The 16,983-nt window shown below is 72.5% G+C and carries 9 protein-coding genes and 1 pseudogene; 8 read left to right on the forward strand and 2 right to left on the reverse strand.

The features are described from left to right. The first annotated feature begins 64 nt into the window (after positions 1-64). Both U4E84_RS10010 and U4E84_RS10015 read left to right on the forward strand, forming a co-directional pair. On the forward strand, positions 65-1,918 hold the full coding sequence (locus U4E84_RS10010; RefSeq protein ID WP_322531950.1) for a DNA mismatch repair protein: 1,854 nt from the start codon (positions 65-67) through the stop codon (positions 1,916-1,918). Further along, positions 1,911-2,315 (forward strand): annotated as a pseudogene (locus tag U4E84_RS10015) (hypothetical protein); the annotation flags it as partial. The gene U4E84_RS10010 and the pseudogene U4E84_RS10015, both read left to right, overlap by 8 nt. Positions 2,316-2,461: 146 nt before the next feature. Here the strand turns inward: U4E84_RS10015 and U4E84_RS10020 are convergent. Then, positions 2,462-7,174: a glycoside hydrolase family 15 protein gene (locus U4E84_RS10020; RefSeq protein ID WP_322531951.1), complete on the reverse strand. Its 4,713-nt coding sequence runs from the start codon at positions 7,172-7,174 to the stop codon at positions 2,462-2,464. A 112-nt stretch (positions 7,175-7,286) separates the two neighbouring features. Here U4E84_RS10020 and malA point away from each other — a divergent pair, with 112 nt between their 5' ends. The 3 genes from malA to malQ all read left to right on the forward strand — a co-directional run bounded on the left by malA (position 7,287) and on the right by malQ (position 13,667). Then, complete coding sequence (gene malA, locus U4E84_RS10025) at positions 7,287-9,422, forward strand: alpha-amylase MalA (protein WP_322531952.1); 2,136 nt, start codon at positions 7,287-7,289, stop codon at positions 9,420-9,422. Next, positions 9,419-12,091 carry a glucosylglycerol hydrolase gene (gene gghA, locus U4E84_RS10030; protein ID WP_322531953.1) on the forward strand — a complete coding sequence of 891 codons (2,673 nt, stop codon included), beginning with the start codon at positions 9,419-9,421 and terminating at the stop codon, positions 12,089-12,091. The genes malA and gghA overlap by 4 nt, the downstream gene beginning before the upstream one ends. Before the next feature lie 85 nt (positions 12,092-12,176). Further along, on the forward strand, positions 12,177-13,667 hold the full coding sequence (malQ, locus tag U4E84_RS10035; RefSeq protein WP_322531954.1) for a 4-alpha-glucanotransferase: 1,491 nt from the start codon (positions 12,177-12,179) through the stop codon (positions 13,665-13,667). A 35-nt stretch (positions 13,668-13,702) separates the two neighbouring features. Here the strand turns inward: malQ and U4E84_RS10040 are convergent, their stop codons facing one another. Next, complete coding sequence (locus U4E84_RS10040; RefSeq protein ID WP_322531955.1) at positions 13,703-13,915, reverse strand: PLD nuclease N-terminal domain-containing protein; 213 nt, start codon at positions 13,913-13,915, stop codon at positions 13,703-13,705. A gap of 133 nt (positions 13,916-14,048) precedes the next feature. On the opposite strand from U4E84_RS10040, the gene U4E84_RS10045 reads away from it, so the two are divergent. The 3 genes from U4E84_RS10045 to U4E84_RS10055 all read left to right on the forward strand — a co-directional run. Further along, complete coding sequence (locus tag U4E84_RS10045; protein ID WP_322531956.1) at positions 14,049-15,314, forward strand: Zn-dependent hydrolase; 1,266 nt, start codon at positions 14,049-14,051, stop codon at positions 15,312-15,314. 67 nt (positions 15,315-15,381) lie between these two features. Next, positions 15,382-16,338, forward strand: a complete 957-nt coding sequence (locus tag U4E84_RS10050) for a mechanosensitive ion channel domain-containing protein (protein WP_322531957.1) — start codon at positions 15,382-15,384, stop codon at positions 16,336-16,338. Positions 16,339-16,667: 329 nt separating this feature from the next. Beyond that, positions 16,668-16,983, forward strand: a 316-nt coding sequence (locus U4E84_RS10055; protein ID WP_322531958.1) for a TFIIB-type zinc ribbon-containing protein, incomplete at its 3' end; no start/stop codon positions are given.

A 16,983-nucleotide genomic window follows, 5' to 3' on the forward strand; every position in this document is an offset into this window, starting at 1 on the left:
CTCGGTCGCTCGCGCGTCGCCGCGGCGACGAAAACGCCAAGACGCCGCGCCGTCACGTCGGCGTATGCGACTCGAGGACTACTGGGGGATCGGCCCGAAGACGAGCGAACAGCTCGTCTCCGCGCTGGGGACCTCGCGGGCGATCGAGGCGATCAAGGCGGCCGACGTCCGGGCGCTCGTCGACGCCGGGCTCCACCGCGGGCGAGCGACGCGAATCCTCCGCCGCGCCAACGGCGAGGCCGGCATGGACGTCCTCGCGACCGGAGACACGCGCTCGGTGTACGACGCCCTGCTCTCGCTGGCGGCCGACCACGCCCTGACGGCGCACGCCGCCGACCGGATCCGGGTGTTGACGCCGCTCGACGACCGGGAGGCGGTCGCGGCTCGGCTCGACAGCGTGGTCGCCGCCCGCGAGGCGTGGGAGGGGCTCGCCGAGGCCGATCGCGAGCGGCTGATCGAGGCGTTCGACGCGTACGACGAGGCCGAGGGGTCCGACCTCGCGGCCGTCGAGACCGCCCTCGCCCTGCGAGAAGTCGGGCTCGACGGCGGCCCGTTCGAGGCGGTCGGCGAACTGGAGGCGGACGCCCTGCGGGACGCCGCCGACGCCCTCGCCGACGTGCGCGGTCCGATCGATCCGACCGGTCCCGACGGCGACGGCGAGATCGAAATCGCCCGCGGCGCCGACGCGGAGCTGGACCGCCTGCGCGACCGGCGCGACGCGGCCGCGGAGCTGGCGAACTCCGCGTTCGACGTGCTCGACGCGGTCCGAGACGGCTCGCTGCGCGACTTCGAGGCGCTGGAGGCCGCGACGATCGACCACGTCGCGAGCGAGACGGGCGTCGACCCGGCGACGGTGCGCTCGGTCGCGCCCGACGACGCGCTCGACGCCGCCGACTTCGTCTCGGCCACCCTCCGGGACCTCGCGGCGGAACTGGAGGGGGAAGTCGCGGAACGCGAGGAGGCGGTCGCCGCCGACATCCGCGAGCGGATCGGCGGGATGCAGTCGGGGGCAGGCGGGGACGAGGCGAACGGAGGGGAGGGCGACCCGGCCCCCGAGAGCGACGTCGCCCGCGCGGTGGACGCCGTCTCGGACGCCGCGTTCCTGCTCTCGCTCGCGCGGTTCGCGGCCGCGTACGACCTCGTGCGGCCGACCCTCGTCGACGACGGGATCGCGGTGCGGAACGCGCGAAACCCGTTCATCGCCGGCGACGTCCAGCCGGTGTCGTACGCGATCGGGACCCACTCGCTCGGGGGCGACGCGGGTGTCGCGAGCGTCGACGCGCCGCCGACGGGCGACCGCGTGAGCGTGCTCACGGGCGCGAACTCGGGCGGGAAGACGACGCTCCTGGAGACGCTGTGTGCGGTCGCGCTGCTCGCGTCGATGGGGCTCCCGGTGCCCGCCGAGTCGGCCGAGGTGGGGACGTTCGATCGGATCGTCTTCCACCGCCGGCACGCCTCGTTCAACGCCGGGGTGTTGGAGTCGACGCTGAAGTCCGTCGTCCCGCCGCTGGTCGAGGACGGGCGGACGCTGATGCTCGTCGACGAGTTCGAGGCGATCACGGAGCCGGGACGGGCCGCCGACCTGCTGAACGGGCTCGTGACGCTCACCGTCAATCGGGGCGCGCTCGGCGTGTACGTCACCCACCTCGCGGAGGACCTGAGCCCGCTCCCCGACGCGGCCCGGATAGACGGCATCTTCGCCGAGGGACTCACGAACGACCTCGAGCTTCGCGTCGACTACCAGCCGCGCTTCGGCACGATCGGAAAGTCGACGCCGGAGTTCATCGTCTCGCGGCTCGTGGCGAACGCGAGCGACCGCGGCGTCCGCGCCGGCTTCGAACACCTCGCCGGCGCCGTCGGAGAGGAGGCCGTCCAGCGCACCCTCTCGGACGCGGAGTGGGCGGGTGGCGATGACTGACAACGAGGCGAGCCCCGAGCGGATCCGGTCGATCGCGGTTCACCGAGACGACGTCGCGAACGCGCTCGAAGCGAGCCTCCGGAGCGACCGCGAGGTCGTCCTGCGGGTGACACCGCCGTTCTCCGGGCGGATGCGCGCCCGACTGCACGCCCCCGACGCCGACCGCCCCGCGAGCGGGGACGGCGAGAGCAGCGGCTCTCCCTCGCCGGTCCACGTCGACCCGCCGGACCTCATCGAGGAGGTCCCCCCGTACCCGGAGGTCGACGAGACCGCGGCGGCCCACCCCGACGCGGACGTCGAGACGCGTCGGCGCCTCCACGCCGGGGCCGTGGAAGCGTGGCGCGAGCGCGTGCGGGAATCGATCGTCGAGTCGGTCGCGATCGACGCCGACGGGGACAACGCCGACGGGGCGGGCGACGGGGAAAACGCCGACGGAGCGGGCGACGGGGAAAACGCCGACGGAGCGGGCGACGGGAGCCGCGAGGTCGACGTGATCGCGCTCGGGTGAGACCGGCGAGCTTTTTAAAAAATTTCGCGAATTCGTCAGAGCCGGAGCCGCTCGACCGACGTGGCGGCGCCGCCGAAGTCGGCGAGGGCGGCGTCCGCGTCGCCGTCGGTGGCCGCCGCCGCGACGATCACCGTGTCGTCGTCGGGGTCGGCAGCCAGCCGGACCTCGTACTCGCCGTCGCCGGGCGTCACCAGCGTTGAGCCGTCCGCCGCGTACACCGCGACCGCGTCGCCGGCGGTCTCGCCCGAGACGACCACCTCCTCGTCCCCGTACTCGACGTCAGCGGTGAGGTCGGGAGCCGCGGGGCCGTCGCGCTCCACGTAGCGATCGCGGACGACGGTCGGCGTCTCGACCGGTTCGCCGGCGTCGACGCCGTGCGCGAGCCGGATGTACCCGGCCATCGACCACGCGAGCGGGGTCGCCCCGCCCGTGCCCTCGCCGAACTCCCAGCCGTAGTCGGTCGGGTGCTCGCGGTCCCACACCTGCTCGGGGAGCATCCGCCCGGAGTTGCCGAAGCCGGCCATCGTCTCCAGGAGGGCGTCCGGTTCGAGCGCGTCCTCGTCGGTGCCGCCGAAGGCGTCTGGACCGTCTGCGCGGGCGCGGAGCTCGTACTCACCGCGCTCGCCCGTGAAGATCGGCCACAGCCGCCCGCGGCCGTCGCCGGTGCCGGCCCACGGCGCCCCCGGGTCGCCGGCGGCGATCTCGCCGTAGGCGTCTCCCACGTAGCGGTACCACGCGGGGCCGTGCGGCGTGTCGACGCGGATCGAGTCGTCGACGACCGAGACCGAGTTCCGGATCGCCTCGTCGTCGGCCGGCTTCACGCCGAGCCGGACGAGCTCCAGGAAGCCGCCGTCGACGATCTCCCGCTCGTCGTACGTCGGCCCGTCGTTGGCGATGGTCCGCGGGCGCCCGGATTCGGGATCGCCGTCGGCCGTGATCCGGAGGTAGTACGGCGTCTCGGCGTGTCGTTCGGTGCCCGTCGACGTCGCGCACCACTCTTCCACGCGCTCGGCCCAGTCGTCCGCGAGCCCGAGCCACGCGAGCGCGTCCGCGCGGAGCGCGTCGGGAGACTCCGCGGTGGCCGCGTCGCCCTCCTCGACCCGCTCGGCCTCCGCGAGCGCGAGCGCGGCGCCGCAGACCAGTCCGGCGACCTCGGCCGCGATGCTCGACGGAGAGAAGCCGGCCTCCTCCTCCCATCGCTCCTGGGCGGTCTGGGGGCCGTTGGCCGCGATGTAGCCGAGCGAGCGTCGGACCTGGTCGTAGGTGTACTCCGCGTCCTCGGGCGCGACGCCGTGCTCGTACAGCTGCCACGCCATCACCGACGGGAACGCGATGTTGTCCATCTGCTCGCCGCCCCACCGGGTGCGGCCGTCGATGTAGGTGTTCTGCGGCAGGAAGCCGTCCTCGTCCTGCTGGGTGTTGTAGAGGTACGCGAGCGCGTCGGCGCCGCGGTCGACCTCGCCGACCTCGATCAGCGCCGTGAACACCTGGTAGAGGTCGCGCGACCAGACGAAGTTGTAGCCGTACCCGCGGTCCTCCGCGGCGTACTCCGTCTCGCCCCACGGCACCGACGGGCTGGCGATCCCCGCGCCGTCGTGGCGCTTGTCCTCGACGGCGGCCAGCGTCATCAGCGCGAAGCGGTACTGCGTCTCCATGTCCGCGTCGCCGGTCACCGAGTCCGGGAACTCGCGGCCGGACAGCCAGTCGCGCCACGTCTCGACGTACGAGTCGGCGACGTCGTCGAACCCGCGCGAGACGGCGCCCCGGGCCTCCTCGAGGGCGGCGGCGGTGTCCGCTTCCTCGGCGAACCCGAGCGCGAGCGTGTCGGAGACCGCCCTCCCGCTGCCGACGAGGCCGGCGAGCATGACGTTGCCGCTGGACTCCGTCAGGCCGGGACCGCGCTCGCCCTCCTCGAACAGGCTCTCGACTTCGTGGCCGCCGGCCAGGAGCGTGCTCGCCCACTCGAACCGGCTCTCGCTCGTGAGCGCGAGCGCGACCTCGAAGGACTCGCCGTCGTCGTCGACGAGTTTACCCGGGTGCCGATCCTCCGCGTCGTCGTTGCGCGCGACCAGGTCGTACCCGTCGGCGGCGTCCACGCGGTCGCCGCGGTCGTTCGTCCCGACGTTCGTTATTGTCGTGTCCACGAGGGCGTACACGTCGTACTCGCGGCTCCCCTCGAACTCGACGTCGGCGAGGATCGCGTCGCCCTCCGTGTCGACCGCGTACTCGACGGTCAGCGTCCACTCGTGGCCGTGGCCGCCGCCGGTGTCGCGGATCGTCTGCGTGTACGCCAGGGCGTCGTCGGTGGTCGGCTTCGTGCGGCGCTCGACGGTCTCCGTGGAGGTCACGTGGCTCGTCTCGTCGAAGGTCCGGACCGTGTGGCCCGTCTCCGGGTCGGCGACGAGGAAGTCGAAGGTCCGGACGTTCATCACGTCGATACGGGGGAAGCGCGCCTCGGTGAGCGCGCCCTCGGTCAGCGTGAACCAGACCGGGACCGGGTCGGCGGCCTGGTGGTCCGCCGGGGTGGCGACGCCGAACTTCCGGCCCGTGGTCCAGTGCGGGGCCTCGTCGGGGCCGGTCGGCCTGTCGTGCGGGACCGGGAGCGCGCCGTGTTTCGCGAGCGTCACCGTGGCGTCGATGCGGAGCGCGTGCGACCAGCCGATCGGCGTCGCGCTGTCGAGGTCGCCGTCGTCGAACACCTGCTCCGCGAGGAGCCCGGCCTCGTTGACGAAGGGGCCGTCGGGCTCACAGAGCGCGTACAGTTCGCGGGCAACGTCGAACAGGCGACTCGCGTCGCCGTCCCGCTCGCGGACGAGCCCGGCGAGCGAGGCGGCGGCCGTCGCCCCCCACAGCGTCGACACGGACCACACCTTCGCGGCGCCCTGCTCCGCCGTGCGCCAGTCGTCGCCGGTGAACCTGACGAGCCCCTCTACGTCCGCCGTTTCGCGGCGGAGAGCCTCGACCGAGTTGAGGACGTGGGTCTGCACGCGCTCGAAGAACGTCTCGAACTCGACCGCGGCGACCGTCGCGCCGGCCCCGTCCGTGGCTGCGCCGTCGACGTCGGCGCGCTCCTCGCGCAGGGCCGCGTACTCGACGACCGCGCTCGCGAGCGCGAAGGTGCTGGAGTCCGCCCGCTGGTCGCGGCTCTCCTCGCTCGCGCGCTGCGGGAACCGCTCAACGTCGGGGTTCCAGCGCGCGTTGAGCCCGGCGAGGGCCTCGTCGGCCGCCGCGGCCGCCGCGACGCGCGTCTCGTCGTCGACGGGCGCGCGCGCGACGGCGGCGAACGCGCGGAGGTACGTCGCGCCGGTGTGGGTGAACCGACCGAGCGCGTTCTCCCAGCAGTTCTGACAGCGCCGCGGGAGCCCGTCCTCCTCCGTCGTCTCGCGGAGGAAGGCGACCGCGTCGGCGATCGTCGCGTCGATCCGCTCGCGCCACTCCGCGGGGAGGTCCCGCGTCCGGCGGAGCCGCGCGAGGAACGCGACGACCGACGCCGGCTGGTCGAGCTGGTCGTTCGGGCCGACGGTGCCGTTCGCGCCCTCGATCCGGGCGTTCGCCCAGCCGGGCGCCACCTTTCCGGAGTCGGCCCACACCCGGTGCGGCCAGGAGCCGTCGGCGTCCTGCGTGCGACAGAAGAAGGCGGCCGTCGCGAGCAGCTCCTCGTCCGTGTCGAGGCCGAGCCCCTCGCTCGCGCCGAGCAGCGCCATGGAGACCTCCGCCTCGTCGCGGAACCAGGTGTAGCCGTAGCCGCCGGACGTCGAGTAGAACGGGTCGAACTCCGGGGCGGCGATCCGGGCGCCGGACTCGGCCGTCAGCAGGTCGAGCGCGCGGAGGTCGCTCGCGATCACGCCCCGGCGCGGCACGTTCTCCGGAACCTTCGGACCGCGTCCCGCGGCGGCCTCGCGGAGGTCGTCGGCGTCGGGGTAGGCGGTCGCGATCCGCGAGAGCTCGTCGATGCGGCGCTGGCGGTCGGGGCCGTCCGTGAGCGCGTCCATCGCGTCGTCGCCGGTGTCGCGGGTCTCCCGGCGGTCGACGACGGCGCGGCTCGCGAGGGTGACGCGCTCGGTCCGGCCGTCGCGCTCGAACGGGGCGCGGACGACGACGTCGGGGGTGAGCCGCGAGTCCTCGCGCTGGTCTATCTCCCCGCGGTGCGGAAAGCCGTTCTCGTCGCCGCCGAGCAGCTCCGTGATCGTGCGAAGCCGCTGGCCGTGCGCGGCAGAGAGTCCCGTCGACGCCGTGAGGAAGTCGTGTTCGGCACGGTGATACACCTCGACGACGCTCCCGCCGTCGGGGCCAGCCCCCTCGTGGACCAGGTTTCCGACGCGCCCCTCGACCATGTCGGGCGAGAACGCGCAGGCCGCGACGAGTTCGGCGTCCGCGGGCGGGGCGCCGCGGAGTTCGACGTGCGTGAGGTGCGTGTCGCCCACGACGAGGTCGAACTGGTGGACCGTGTACCGGCCGGCGTCGTACTCGGTCTCGACGAGCGGCGTGTCGTCGTCGTAGTGCTGGCGCGTCGTCGTGAGGTCGTCGAACCAGCGGACGCCGCGACCGGCCGTGATCCCCAGTCGGAGCCGGTCGGCCCCGCCGACTCCCGACAGGGAGTACGAACAGTCGTGGACGGCACCGTCGGGTCCGACGTGGACCAGCCGGCCGTCGTCGCCCGTGAACGCGCCGGCGGTCGTGGGACGCTCCGCCGGATAGCGCTCGCCGCGCCGACGTTCGTGCTCTGTGAGAGCGGTTCGCAGTCGCATGGTCGCTCTGTGATTCCCTCGGTAAAAGCCTTGACGAACGAGCCGGCTGTGGGCGTTCGCCGCGGTTCACCGAAGGGTAACACCGATTACCCCGGGCTTCGATGGGTGGCCCATGCACCATCCCGGACCCCCACGATTCCTCTCGACCGGCGAGACGACGGAACTGGCGCCGCGGGACCCGGACCCGGCGGCGAGCTACGCCTGGCGCGTCGCCGACGCGCCGCCGGAGAGCGAGGCGACCGTGGGCGACGACCCCGTGACGTCGTTCACGCCGGACGTCCCCGGTCGGTACCGGATCGGCCTTGACGCGCCCGACGGCGATCACCTCCTGACCGTCCGCGCGTTCGCGACCAGCTACGAGGGGGTCGACGTGGCGGGGGGAAGCGGCACGGCGATCCGCGACCGCGACGCCGATCACGCCCCGATCGAGTACGGCGCCGAACGTGCGCAAGAGGGGGTCGGTCGCCCGCGCGTCCGGCTCGACGCGACCGTCGAAGAAGCGGACAGCGAGACGGGAGGCGGCGAGCACGCCGCGAGCGCCGGGGAGAGCGCCGAGGTCGTCGTCCGCGCGACGCCGACGCCGAACCCCGAGTCCGCCCTCGAGGCGTCCGATCTCGCGGTCGGCTTCGTCGTCGACGACCGCGACGTCGAGGCGGCGGTCGCGGAGGGGCGGCGGAACCCGCGGGACGCGCTCCGGACGAGCGACGACGGGCGCACGCTCCGGGTTCCGGCCGACGCCGTCCCGGACCGGCTCCGCGTCCACGGCGTCGCCGTCGCCCGCGAACCCGGCCGCGAGCAACGGGTGAGCGTCGCCGACGCGGTCGCGGTCGAGCGGGCCGACCGGGGCGAGCTCCCCGGCGCTGACGAGATACCGAGCGCCCCCGACCTGACGGCGCCGGCCGGCCCGGACGGACCGGTGTTCGAGACGGTCGATCTCAACGAACCGCCCGCGTGGACGCGCGACGCCTCCGTCTACGAGGTGTTCGTCCGCACTTTCGCCGACGCCGACGAGGGGGCCGCGTTCGACGCGATCGCGGAGCGGATCCCGGACATCGCCGACCTCGGCGTCGACACGCTGTGGCTCACGCCCGTCCTCCAGCACGACGGGAAGCCGCACGGGTACAACATCGTCGACTTCTTCGACGTCGCAGAGGACCTCGGCGACCGCGACGACTACGAGGCGCTCGTCGAGACCGCCCACGACCACGGGATGCGCGTGCTGTTCGACTTCGTCGCCAACCACACCGCGCGCGACCACGAGTGGTTCCGGGACGCCTATCAGAATCCGGACTCCCCGTACCGCGACCGCTTCGAGTGGCAGGAGTCCGGCGAGCCGGGGACGTACTTCGACTGGGAGCTGATCGCGAACCTGAACCACGCAAACCTCGACGTGCGGCGGTTCCTCCTCGACGTGATCGACGAGTGGGCCCCGCTCGTGGACGGGTTCCGCTGCGACATGGCGTGGGCCGTGCCCGACTCGTTCTGGCGCGAGCTCCGCGACCGGGTGAAAGCGAAGGACCGCGAGTTCCTCTTGATGGACGAGACGATCCCGTACATCCCCGGCTTCCACGAGGGGATGTTCGACGTCCACTTCGACGCGACCCTGTACTTCCAGCTCCGGCAGGTGGGCCGCGGCGCCGAGCCCGCCGCGTCGCTGCTCGACGCGATCGACCAGCGCGCGGACATCGGCTTTCCGGACCGCGCCGGCTTCCTCCAGTACATCGAGAACCACGACGAGACGCGCTACCGCGTCGAGTGCGGGGACGCCGCCGCGGCCGCCGCCGGCGCCGCGACGTTCACCCTTCCCGGCGTGCCGATGGTGTACGCCGGCCAGGAGATCGGCCAGCGCGGCCGCCGCGACGCGATCGCGTGGGACCACGCGCGCGACGAGGTCCGCGAGCGCTACGAGCGCCTGATCGCGACCCGCGCCGAGCACCCGGCGCTCGGTCCCGAGGGCGACCTCGATCGGGTGGGGTTCCACGTCGCAAGCGGCGACCTCGACGAGCGTCCGATCGTCGCCAGCGGGAACATCCACCCCGACGACGTGGTGGCGTTCCGCCGGAGCGACGGCGAGGAGTCGCTCGTCGTCGCGCTCAACTTCGCGCCCGAGCCGGCGAGCGTCGCGGTCGACGCCGACCACGCGGACCGCGACCTGGTCACCGGCGAGCCGTGCGTCGTCGTCGACGGTGACGGGACGGAGCGGATCCGCGTCGACGACGTGGCGGTCGTCCGGGAGACGGAGGAATGAGCGGCGGCCGCGAGGCCGACGTGGACACCGCCGGCGGCGCCGCGCCGCGCCGCCTGTCCGACCGAACCGCCGCGCTCGTCGAGCGCGCGCGGGCGGACCGCTCGGCGGCCGACGACCGGTTCGAGGCGGCGCGCGCGATCGCGCCGCGGCTCGGCGCGCGCCCGATCCGCCCGGACGACGCGGACCCGGCGACCGATCTCCCCGAGGGGGTCGCCTTCGGCTTCTGGACGCCCGACCTCGTCGCCGCCGGGGTTCCCGTCGAGGACGTGCGGCTCGAGCTGTTCACGCCCCGCTCGGACGACGGACGCGAGGACGGAGCGGCGCCCGTCGACCCCGGCCGCGACGACCTCCGCGAGGTCGCGTTCCGCGTCAACCGGCTCCCGGTCGATCGCGAGGGGGAGTTCCACTGGGTCGCCGTCGAGGGGATCCCGGTCGGGACCCGCGACCGGCTCGGGGCTCTCTACCAGCTGGTGTACCGGACGCCCGACGACGACGACTCCAGGGAGACCGACGACGCGTGGGAGACGGTCCGCGACCCGCTCGCCTACTCGGTCCCGTTCGGCGCGTTCGCGCCCGCCGAGGCGTACGACTGGCCGCGCCTTGACGCGACGCGGCCCGACCGCGACCACTTCGCGTCGCTCGGGACCGACGACGAGGCGCTGCCGACGACCGAGGACGACGGCCTGCCGCGGGTCGACCCCGCGACAAGCATGCTGGAGATCCACCCCGGTACGTCGACGGAGGCGGGGTCGCTCGCGGCGCTCGCGGAGCGGTTCGAGTCGATCGCCCGGAAGCTCCGAGACGGCGAGCCGCTCGCGCCCCACGAGCGCAACTACGCCGGCTACGACGCGGTCCAGCTCATGCCGGTCGAGCCGCTCACGCAGGCGTACGAGCGGCAGTGGTACTGGCGGCCCGGCGACGTCGACGGGGCGGCGCCCGAGGGCGGCCTCGACCGCGAGGTCGACGGAGAGACCGTCGTCGTCGGCGTCGAGCGCCCCGACCAGACCAACTGGGGGTACGACGTGGTCGTGAGCGCTTTCTCGGCCGCGAACCCGGCGATACTGGAGACGGGACGGCCGGACGAGCTCGTCGACTTCATCGCCGCTTGCCACGCGATGCCCGACCCGGTCCGCGTCGTCTTCGACGTGGCGCTCGGGCACGCCGACGCGGCCGCCGCCGAGCTGCTCCCGGACCCCTTCTTCGAGGGGCCGGGGATGTACGGGCTCCACCTGGACTACCGCCAGCCGGTCGTGCGGGCGGTCCTGCTCGAACTCCAGCGGCGGAAAGCGAACTTCGGCGCCGACGGGATCCGGATCGACGGCGCACAGGACTTCACCTACCACGACGAGGAGACGGGCGAACAGGTCCACGACGACGCGTTCCTCGCCGAGATGGACCGAGTCGTCCACGGGGTCGCCGGGACCGAGTACCGCCCGTGGATGATCTACGAGGACGGCCGGCCGTGGCCCCGGGAAGACTGGGAGCTAGCGTCGACGTACCGGACGCTGATCGAGCAACATCCCCACGCCTTCCAGTGGTCGCCCGTGACGTTCGCGCACAACAAGCCCGCGCTCCTGACGTTCTGGGCGACGAAGTGGTGGCGCATGCGCGAGGTGGGAGAGATGGGGAGCCAGTGGATCACCGGCGTCGCGAACCACGACACGCTCCGGCGCGGGTCGCAGGTCGAGGTGACAGACGACTGGGGCGGCGCGCTCATCAACCCCTACCTCGCCGACTCGCCGCCCGAGACGATCCGCGAGGCGTACGACAGCCCCGCCGCGCTCGTCTGGTTCCATGTCGCGATGTCGGGCGTCCCGATGGACTTCTTGCACGCGAACTACCGCGCGCCGTGGGGGTTCGTCCGGGACACCGACCCGACGTGGAACGCCAAGGTCGTCGCCGAGGAGGCGCCCTGGATCGACTGGCACGTTCCCGAGGGGTCCTACGCCGAACGCGACGCGTTCCCCCGGCTGAAGGCGCTGGGGTTCGAGACCCGCGCGGAGCTGAAGGGGTTCGTCACGACCCTCGCAGCCCTCGTCGACGCGACCGACTACGACCTGGACCTGATCGCGGAGCTGCTCTCCGTGCGAGGGACGCCGCTGTCGGGCTCCGGAGACGGTTCGCGCGACGACGACGCGCCGAGCGAAGACGAGAGATCTGACGCCGACCGGCTCACCGCCGCCGACCTCCAGGCGTTCTCGTTCGCGTGGAGCGCGGACGTGGCCGAGTACCTCACCCTCGACCGCTGGGAGGGCGACCAGGACGAGGCTCGGACCGCGTTCGACCGCCGCGTCCGGGAGTTCCGGCAGGCGAGGCCGTGGCTCCGCGCCGACGTCGACCCCGACCGCGGCGAGGCGTTCGGCTACCGGCACCCGACGGAGGGAACCGTGGTGTACCAGGCGCTCAGGCGCGACCCCGACGGGGACGAGGCGCTGCTCGTCGCCTGCAACGTCGAGGGGACCCCAGTTGAGGTGTCGCCGACGAGCGTCCTCGGCGACCTCGGCGTCGAGGGCGACCGCGGCGGGTTTGACGGGAACAACGACGGACCGACCGGCTGGACCGTCGCCCTCGCGGCGCCCGGGACGAGCGCCGCGCCCGGAGACCAGGCCGGCCCTATTACCCTCGAAACCGCGGACGCGGTCGTCTGGCGGACGGAGCGCGGCGACTGAGCCGGTTGCACGGCCGCGCGGCCGCGCCGCCCGCGAGAGTGACGCGGACGCAACGCTTGAGTCGGTGGGGGGCGCAGGGAGAGCCATGCGATTCGACCGCTCCGACGGCGTGTTCTGTCACGTCACCTCGCTGCCGGGCGACCACGGGATCGGCGACCTCGGCGACGGTGCCGCGGCGTTCCTCTCGTTCCTCGGCGACGCCGACGTCGACCACTGGCAGATCTGCCCGATCGGCCCGACGATACACGCCGCTGGGGAGTCGCCGTACCAGTCGCCGTCGGCGTTCGCCGGCAACCCCCTCCTGATCGACCTCGACGGGCTCGTCGCCGACGGCTGGCTCGACGCGCCCGACCTCGAACCGGTCCCGGAGTTCCCCGGCGACCGCGTCGACTACGACGCGGTCAGGGAGTACAAGCTCCCGCTGTTGCGGACCGCGTTCGAGCGGTTCGACGAGGGAGCGGGAGACGATGTCCAGGCGGAGCTCGAGGCCTTCCGCGAGCGCGAGCCGTGGCTCGCCGACTACGCGCTGTTCCGGGCCGTCTCGGAGTCTCGACCGGAGGGAACGTGGGTCGAGTGGCCGGCCCCGCTCCGGACGCGCGCCCCCGAGGCGCTCGCCGAGGCCCGCGAGCGACACGCGACTGAGGTCCGGTTCCGCGAGTTCGTCCAGTGGACGTTCGACCGCCAGTGGCGCGAGCTCCGGGAGGTCGCGGCCGAGGAGGGCGTCTCGATCGTCGGCGACGTGCCGATCTACGTCGCGCTCGACTCGGCCGACGTGTGGGCGAACCCCGAGGCGTTCCGGCTCGACGACGAGAACCGCCCCGAGGCGGTCGCGGGCGTCCCGCCGAACCCGGGCGACGACGGACAGCGCTGGGGGAACCCCGTCTACGACTGGGAGCGGCTCGCAGAGAACGACTACGACTGGTGGATCGCCCGGTTCCGCCGGCTGTTCGAGCTCGCCGACGTCGCGCGGCTCGACCACTTCCTCGGGTTCGTGAAGTACTGGGCGATCCCCGCCGACAGCGACGACCCGGCCGCCGGCGAGTGGCGCGAGGGACCGGGGCGCGACCTGTTCGAGACGGTGGAGCGCGAGCTGGGACGGGCCCCGTTCGTCGCCGAGGACCTCGGATTCGAGGAGCCGGCGATGGACGAGCTAATGGCCGAGTTCGGCTTCCCCGGCATGCGCGTCCCGCAGTACGCCGACTGGTGTCAAGAGGGGAACCCGTACCAGCCGATGCACTACCCCGAGGGCGTCGTCGGCTACACCTCGACCCACGACACGGACACGTGGGTCGGGTACTTCGAGGACCTCCCCGAGCGCCAGCGCGACTGCTTCCGGTACAACGTCGGCGCCGACGGCGACCGCGCGGTCGAGTGGGAGATCATCGAGGAGGTGTGGCGCTCCGAGGCGGTGCTGGCGATGACGACGATGCAGGACCTGCTCGGCCTCGGCAGCGAGTCGCGGTTCAACGAGCCCGGGACGCTCGACGGTAACTGGGCGTGGCGCGTGGCCCGAGATCAGCTGGACGACGCGATCGCCGACCGGCTGTGGGAGCTCGCCGGACGGCACATTCGCTGACGCGCGACCGGTGAGGGAGGATAGTGACCGACCGCCTACCGGTTCCGACCGATGATGAAGTACAACACCAGGCCGAGCAGCGGCGCGAGGAACGCGACGATGGCCCACAGGAACGCGGGCTGGTCGCTGCGCTTCTGGGCGTCCAGGTAGATCCAGACGACGATGGCGAGCTGTGCGAGCAACACCAGCAACCCGAACAGGAGGGCGATCGCACCGGCCCCGCCGCCCTGTAGCAGTAGTGGGGACATCGGTCGAGTTCACTCACGGGCGTGATAAGTGTCTTTGGGGTTCGCCGTCCCGAAGTCCGCGTCGGTCTCTCACCGCGCTCGGCCTCGCCTCCGACCACGAACCGTTTTACTCCGGCGGCGCCCCACGCTCCGCATGGACCTGCCAGTCGACGCCGATCGCCTCCGAGACGACATCGAGGCGAACGCGGCGTTCGGTCGAGTCGAGTACGGCGATCCGGAGAAACGTGGGCGAACGAACCGGACCGGGAGCGAGGCGAACCGCGCCGCGCGGGACCGACTCGCGGAGCGGCTGGAGGAGGCCGGGCTCGACGTCGCCGTCGACGAGGTTGGGAACGTCCTCGGCACGTGGGTCCCCGACTCCGCGGACCCGACGGCCGCTCCTGTCGTGAGCGGGAGTCACCTCGACAGCGTCCCCGAGGGCGGGATCTTCGACGGGCCGCTCGGGACGTACGCCGCGCTGGAGGCGGTGCGAGCGATGCGAGAGGCGGGCGTCGAGCCGACGCGCCCGGTCGGCGTCGTCAGCTTCACCGAAGAGGAGGGGGGCACGTACGGGAACGGGCTCCTCGGGTCGAGCGTGGCGACCGGCGTGACGGGCGCGGACGAGGCGCTCGCGTACGAGAACGACGCCGGCGAGACGCTGGGCGATGCGCTCGACCGGATCGGCTACCGCGGCGACGACGCGATCGATCCCGCGACGTGGGACGCCTTCTACGAGCTCCACGTCGAGCAGGACACGGTCCTGGAGGAGGCGGGCGCGGACGCCGGCGTGGTGACGACGATCACGGGGATCACCCACTGCGAGGCGACGATCGAGGGCGAGGCCAATCACGCCGGCGCGACCGCGATGGGCGACCGGACCGACGCGCTCGCGGCCGCGAGCGAGTTCGTCCTCGACGTGGAGGCGGCCGCGAACGCGGTCGTCGACGAGTCGAGCGCCTCCGCGGTCGGCACCGTCGGGTCGCTGTCCGTCTCGCCGAACGCGACGAACGTCGTTCCGGGCCGCGTCGACGCCGGGGTGGACGTCCGGGACGTCGAGACGGAGTCGATCGAGACGATCGTCGCGGCCGCGCGCGAGTCGCTCGCCCGACTGGAGCGCGAGCGGGGAGTCGAGACCGCGTTCGAGCGCCCGTTCGACGTGGCGCCGACGCCCATGAGCGACCGGCTCAGGGACGCCGCTCACGCCGCGGCCGACGCAGCCGACCGGGTCGCGATCGACCTCCACTCCGGCGCGGCGCACGACGCGATGCGCGTGGCTCGCGTCACGGACGCCTCCCTGCTGTTCGCGCCCTCGCGCGACGGGATCTCGCACAGCCCGCGCGAGTGGACCGCCTGGGAGGACTGCGCGGCCGCGACCGAGGTGCTGGCGGGAGCGCTGGCGCGGGTCGCCACTGCGGAGTAAGGCGGCGACGAGGGCACCGCGGGGTCGGCGTCACAATCGTTTTGCCGGTCGCCCGCGACCCACGAGCGTGAGACGTTCCATCGCACTCGGCGCCGTCGCGGTCGGCGTCGCAGCCGCCGGCGCCGGCACGCTCGTCGCCTCGACCGGCGCCCTCGCCGACTGGCCCGACCTGCTCGGCTATCCGGCGGCGCTGGTCGTGGGGCGGGCCCTCCTCGTCCTCGCCGTCGGGAGTCTGCTGTACGGGACGTACCGGCTCGCGGTCGGCGTGCTGATGCAGTCGACGAACAGGCGTCGCGCGTACAACACCCGAAACATCCTCCGTCTCGTCTTCGGGCTCGTGGGGATAGTCGCGACGCTCGCCGTGTTGACGGAGAACTGGCTCGGGCTCTTGTTCTCGCTCGGGATCATCGGCTTCGCGGTCACGTTCGCGCTCCAGCAGCCGCTGCTGTCGCTCATCGCGTGGGTGTACATCGCCGTGAAACAGCCGTACGGCATGGGCGACCGCGTCCGGATCGACGACGCGAAAGGCGACGTGATCGGGGTGGACTTCCTCGTGACGACGCTGTGGGAGATCAACGGCGACCTCGTCACCACGAACCAGCCCTCCGGGCGGGTGGTGACGGTCCCCAACAGCGTCGTGCTCTCCTCGAGCGTCGTCAACTTCGGCGGCGGCGGATCGCCGTACGTGTGGAACGAAGTGGGGGTTCAGGTCGCCTACGAAACCGACCTCGAGTTCGCGCGGGAGGTCATGACCGAGGAGGCGATCGACTTGGTGGGCGAGGAGATGTCCGAGGGGATCGCGGCGTACCGCGAGGCGCTCGCGGAGACGCCGGTCGAGCTGGAGGTGCACGATCGGCCGACCGTCAACGTGACGCAGGACGAGTCGTGGGTGGAGCTCCGGGTCCGGTACCTCACTCACCCTCGCCGCGGACAGCGCGTGAAAAACCGGCTGTACGAGCGGATCCTCGAACGGTTTAACGACGCGCCGGACCGGGTGGCGTTCCCGGTGAGCCGGAATCGGTGAAACGCGTGCGGGGCGCGAACGCGTGCGGGGAGCGGACGCGTGCGACGGCGCGGGTGCGTGCAGAATCCAACGGCCGGAGACCGGCCCCGACCGTGGGATCCTGCATGATTTTTATACTTGTGAACGCGAATCGCCGCCGCGGCGGCCGAGCGATTCTCAGCAGCAGTACGCACGAAACGGCCGTTTTCAGACCTTTCGGCCCGTTTTGCTGAGTCGAGTGATAACGTGCGTCACCAAACGTTTATATACTTCAGAGACTTACTGTTGGTTAACGAATCGGCCCACCCGGCCACAGTATTTCAGTCGGGAGTTCGATCAGAGTAGAACCCATGACAGAAACACGTACGCGCGACTACGGCGGGGAAACGGAACGGGAACGAACGAGTCGAAACCGAACGGCGGAGGCGGAGTCGGAATCGGTGACAGAGCGGACCACGACCTGCCCCGAGTGCGGCGGGAGCCTCGTCACCGACACGGAGCACGGCGAGACGGTCTGTGACGACTGCGGGCTCGTCGTCGAACAGGACTCGGTGGACCGCGGGCCGGAGTGGCGCGCGTTCGACTCCAGCGAGCGGGACAGCAAGTCGCGCGTCGGCGCCCCGACGACGAACATGATGCACGACAAGGGGCTCTCGACGAACATCG

The sequence above is a fragment of the Halorubrum sp. AD140 genome (assembly GCF_034497445.1).
In the GTDB taxonomy this organism is placed as follows: Archaea; Halobacteriota; Halobacteria; order Halobacteriales; family Haloferacaceae; genus Halorubrum.

What these genes read in the sequence shown, in the direction of transcription:
- U4E84_RS10045 (WP_322531956.1), top strand. Translation starts at nt 14,049, where the DNA reads ATGGACCTGCCAGTCGACGCCGATCGCCTCCGAGACGACATCGAGGCG.
- malQ (WP_322531954.1), top strand. Translation starts at nt 12,177, where the DNA reads ATGCGATTCGACCGCTCCGACGGCGTGTTCTGTCACGTCACCTCGCTG.
- U4E84_RS10040 (WP_322531955.1), bottom strand. Translation starts at nt 13,915, where the DNA reads ATGTCCCCACTACTGCTACAGGGCGGCGGGGCCGGTGCGATCGCCCTC.
- U4E84_RS10020 (WP_322531951.1), bottom strand. Translation starts at nt 7,174, where the DNA reads ATGCGACTGCGAACCGCTCTCACAGAGCACGAACGTCGGCGCGGCGAG.
- U4E84_RS10010 (WP_322531950.1), top strand. Translation starts at nt 65, where the DNA reads ATGCGACTCGAGGACTACTGGGGGATCGGCCCGAAGACGAGCGAACAG.
- gghA (WP_322531953.1), top strand. Translation starts at nt 9,419, where the DNA reads ATGAGCGGCGGCCGCGAGGCCGACGTGGACACCGCCGGCGGCGCCGCG.
- malA (WP_322531952.1), top strand. Translation starts at nt 7,287, where the DNA reads ATGCACCATCCCGGACCCCCACGATTCCTCTCGACCGGCGAGACGACG.